Origin of the sequence: Micromonospora sp. B11E3 (assembly GCF_039871625.1) — a bacterium.
Lineage (GTDB): Bacteria > Actinomycetota > Actinomycetes > Mycobacteriales > Micromonosporaceae > Micromonospora.
In genome coordinates, this window is the sequence record NZ_JBDPMC010000164.1 from 1 (window position 1) to 4156 (window position 4156).

4 protein-coding genes are annotated in these 4156 nt (G+C 65.9%); 3 read left to right on the forward strand and 1 reads right to left on the reverse strand.

Features of this window, described 5'->3' with window-relative positions; translation table 11 throughout:
• The 3 genes from ABGB16_RS33180 to ABGB16_RS33190 all read left to right on the forward strand — a co-directional run.
• On the forward strand, positions 1-685 hold a 685-nt coding region (locus ABGB16_RS33180), incomplete at its 5' end, for a hypothetical protein (protein ID WP_347672012.1).
• Between the two features lie 367 nt (positions 686-1052).
• Complete coding sequence (locus ABGB16_RS33185; RefSeq protein ID WP_347672013.1) at positions 1053-1928, forward strand: transposase family protein; 876 nt, start codon at positions 1053-1055, stop codon at positions 1926-1928.
• Positions 1825-2370, forward strand: coding sequence for a transposase (locus ABGB16_RS33190; protein WP_347672014.1), 546 nt, complete (start codon positions 1825-1827; stop codon positions 2368-2370). Before ABGB16_RS33185 ends, ABGB16_RS33190 begins: the two co-directional genes overlap by 104 nt.
• A gap of 378 nt (positions 2371-2748) precedes the next feature.
• Here ABGB16_RS33190 and ABGB16_RS33195 read toward each other — a convergent pair.
• A partial coding sequence (locus ABGB16_RS33195; protein WP_347672015.1) for a hypothetical protein occupies positions 2749-4156 on the reverse strand: 1408 nt, incomplete at its 5' end.

Consider the following 4156-nt stretch of genomic DNA (forward strand, 5'->3'; position numbering starts at 1 on the left):
GCCGCTGCCCCCACCACCAGATCACGTGGTCACTTGGCGGCCCAGCACGGACGGGCCCGCCACCCTCCACGAATACCTGAAGACGCTGGAAGAAAAGGGTGAACTCCCCGACCGGGTATCCCTGACCCCCGACAGAAAGGGGAGGCTGGGGCCGGGGATGGCCGCATGGGTGAAAGCCTGGGCACAGGGACTACAGGGTAAGCCCGCCCCCAACGGCCACCCCTACACCCACGATGAGGTAGCCGAACTATCCGGCAAACTGATCACCCAGGCATCGGTCGGGAAATATTGGCGGGAGGCGGCGCCGCCGCTGCCCCCACCGCCAGATCACGTGGTCACTTGGCGGCCCAGCACGGATGGGCCCGCCACCCTCCACGCATACCTGAAGACGCTGGAAGAAAAGGGTGAACTCCCCGACCGGGTATCCCTGACCCCCGACAGAAAGGGGGCGCTGGGGCCGGGGATGGCCGCATGGGTGAAAGCCTGGGCACAGGCAATGAAGGGTGAGCCCGCCCCCAACGGCCACCCCTACACCCAGAAGGCGGTAGCCAAACTATCCGGCAACCTGATCGACCAGACATCGGTCGGGAAGTATTGGCGGGAGGCGGCGCCGCCGCTCCCTCCACCGCCACCCGGAACGGGTCAAGGTCTTGAGTTGCCGTTTGATTTACACCTTCTGCTTTAGTTTTAGTTCTTGAGTTTCACGGGCCTTAGGGGTTTCCTACCGCTCATGTCACCGGGGATCATCTAGTTGATCTTTAGGGCGCGGGGTCGAGCGTCTGGCCGGGCACGCAGCATTCGCCCCGGATGTCTCTGTCGGCAAAGGACCATTTGACGACAGGTGCGGAACGGAGTCAATGGATCACTCCCGACCACGGGAATCCGACCCGCCGATCCAATGCAGGCCGATCCGAGTTGACGACAGCGTTTGTTGGCTCTTCGAAGTTGAGCGGGGTGCGTGGCTGGAGCCGGCCCGGGTGTGAGGGGCTCGCAGCTCGTCGGTGATCATCTGAGTGTCTAGTTCGGATGGTCACGAGTGAAGAGCTGCGAGTATGGTCAACGATACGACCCGGCTGCTGGGCCTGGACGGCCTGGTCGCTGAGCGGGTTGAGCTGGACGCCGCGGGAGTCCCGGTGGTGGACCTGTCTACTGGTTGTGAGCAGGCACGATGCTGCCCGCAGTGCGGGCAGCGCGCGGCGCGGATGAAGCAGTGGACGATGACCCGGCCGCGGGACCTGCCGGTCGGCGGCCGGCCGGTGAAGTTGCGCTGGCGGAAACGTCGCTGGTACTGCCCGACACCGGGCTGTCCGCGTAAGTCGTTCACTGAGCAGGTCGCCCAGGTACCAGCTCGTGCCCGGCTGACCAGCCGGCTGCGGCAGGCGGCCGGGGCGGCGGTCGCCGACGCGGGTCGCACGATAGTGCAGGCCGCCCGGGACCATGGCATCTCCTGGCCGGTCGTCGCTGCCGCGTTCACCGCTCACGCAAGCGCCGTGTTGCCGGACGAGCCGGAGCCGGTTGCGGTGCTCGGCATCGACGAGGTTCGCCGCGGCAAGCCGCACTGGATCTGGGACGAGCAAGCCGGTTCGTGGGCCACGACCGCGGATCGGTGGCACGTCGGCTTCTGCGACCTGTCCGGTGGTCAGGGGCTGCTCGCGCAGGTCGAAGGCCGCACCACGGCGGCGGTGACCGGCTGGCTGACCGCTCGCCCGCAGGCCTGGCGTGAGCAGGTCCACGCGGTGGCGATCGACATGTGCAGCGTGTTCAAGTCCGCGATCCGGCAGGTGTTACCGACACGCGGTGCTGGTCGTCGATCACTTCCACGTCGTGCAGCTGGCCAACCGGGCGGTCACCGAGGTCCGCCGCCGCATGACCGTGACCCAGCGGGGACGCCGCGGTCGCGGCAGCGACCCGGAATGGCGGATGCGTAACCGGCTGACCCGCTCGGCCGCCCGCATGAGCGGCAAACACGTCGACCGCCTCGTCGACACCCTCGACGCCCTCCCGGCGGCACTCGGTGTTCCGATCCTGACCGCGTGGAACGCGAAAGAGGACCTGCTCGACCTGCTCGCCGTCGCCCGCACCCAGCCGAACCGGGAACACGTCCACCGGCTGCTGCACCGCTTCTACGCCCGCTGCGCCGCCTCTGACCTGCCCGAACTCCACCGCCTCGCCACCACCATCGAGACCTGGTGGCCGCACATCCACGCGTTCCTGACCACCGGCATCACCAACGCCGGCTCCGAAGGCACCAACCGCGTCATCAAGACGATCGCCCGCGACGCCTACGGCTTCCGCAACCCCGACAACCAACGACTACGCACCCGCACCGCCACCACCCGACGCCACCGCGGACACCTCAACCCCGCTTAATTTCGAAGAGCCTGCATATCTGTTGGTAGACACCCGCATGTAGACCAACTCCGCCATTGCCTGTCCTGTTCATCCGATCGTCGCCGACACCGCTGATCCAACTGTCATCAAACGCTGTCGTCAACTCGGATCGGCCTGCATTGGATCGGCGGGTCGGATTCCCGTGGTCGGGAGTGATCCATTGACTCCGCTCCATACCTGTCGTCAAATGGTCCTTTGCCGACAGAGACATCCGGGGCGAATGCCGCATGCCCGGCCAGACGCTCAACCCCCCGCCCTAAAAATCAACTAAATGATCCCCGGTGACACGAGCGTTAGGAACCCCCCGACTACGCCCTGGCCTGCGCTGCAGCCGCCGCATAACCGCGAAACTCAAGACTAAAGCAAAAGGTGTAAATCAAACGGCAAGGTGTAGGGGTGGCCGTTGGGGGCGGGCTTACCCTGTAGTCCCTGTGCCCAGGCTTTCACCCATGCGGCCATTCCCGGCCCCAGCTTCCCCTGTTTGTCGGGGGTCAGGGATACCCGGTCGGGGAGTTCACCCTTTTCTTCCAGCTTCTTCAGGTATGCGTGGAGGGTGGCGGGCCCGTCCGTGCTGGGCCGCCATGTGACCACGTGATCTGGCGGTGGGGGCAGCGGCGGCGCCGCCTCCCGCCAATAGTTCCCGACCGATGTCTGGTTGATCAGTTTGCCGGATAGTTTGGCTACCTCCTTCTGGGTGTAGGGGTGGCCGTCGGGGGCGGGCTTACCCTGTAGTCCCTGTGCCCAGGCTTTCACCCATGCGGCCATCCCCGGCCCCAGCCTCCCATTTTTCTTTTTGGGCAGGGATACCCGGTCGGGGAGTTCACCCTTTTCTTCCAGCGTCTTCAGGTATGCGCGGAGGGTGGCGGGCCCATCCGTGCTGGGCCGCCAAGTGACCACGTGATCTGGCGGTGGGGGCAGCGGCGGCGCCGCCTCCCGCCAATAATTCCCGACCGATACCTGGGTGATCAGTTTGCCGGATAGTTTGGCTACCGCCCGCTGGGTGTAGGGGTGGCCGTCGGGGGCGGGCTTACCCTGTAGTCCCTGTGCCCAGGCTTTCACCCATGCGGCCATCCCCGGCCCCAACTTCCCCTGTTTGTCGGGGATCAGGGATACCCGGTCGGGGAGTTCACCCTTTTCTTTCAGCGTCTTCAGGTATTCGCGGAGGGTGGCGGGCCCGTCCTTGCCGGGCCGCCAATTGACCACGTGATCTGGTGGTTCTGGTAGTGGCGCCTCGGTGGTGGATGTGGGTGGGGGCGGCTGCGGTGTTGGGTGCGGGGTTGCCGATTGGCCGGTACGGATCGGTGTGGATTGCGGGTGCGGAGATGCCGGGCCGGACGTGACCTGAGTGTCGGGGTGGCCCAGTGAGACCGTCCTGGGATACCCGGGTGCGAAACCATAGTTGTCGTGGAATCCCGATGCGGCCGAGGCCAGAGTGATGTTGACCTCGTACACCTCGGACATCAGGCGTAGCAGCGCCCCCTTGAGGTGGGGAACGGACGTCCCGCGCGTGTCCAGGGCCTGCCGCAGCCGGTGAACGTCCTCCGGGGACAGGCCGTTCTCCGCAGCGAAGTCGGTTCTGTCGATGATGAGGCCGAACTCCACTTGCAGGCGATGGCGCACATGCTCAGCTCCTGGCAGCCCCATCACGCTGGAGAATCGCGTGAACAACTCGTCCCACTCGTCTGACCGCGGCAGCTCGGCCGGCGCGGACGGTAACGGGACAGCAGCGGGAACAGCGGCGTGGTAGTGGTTGTAGTGGGTGGGG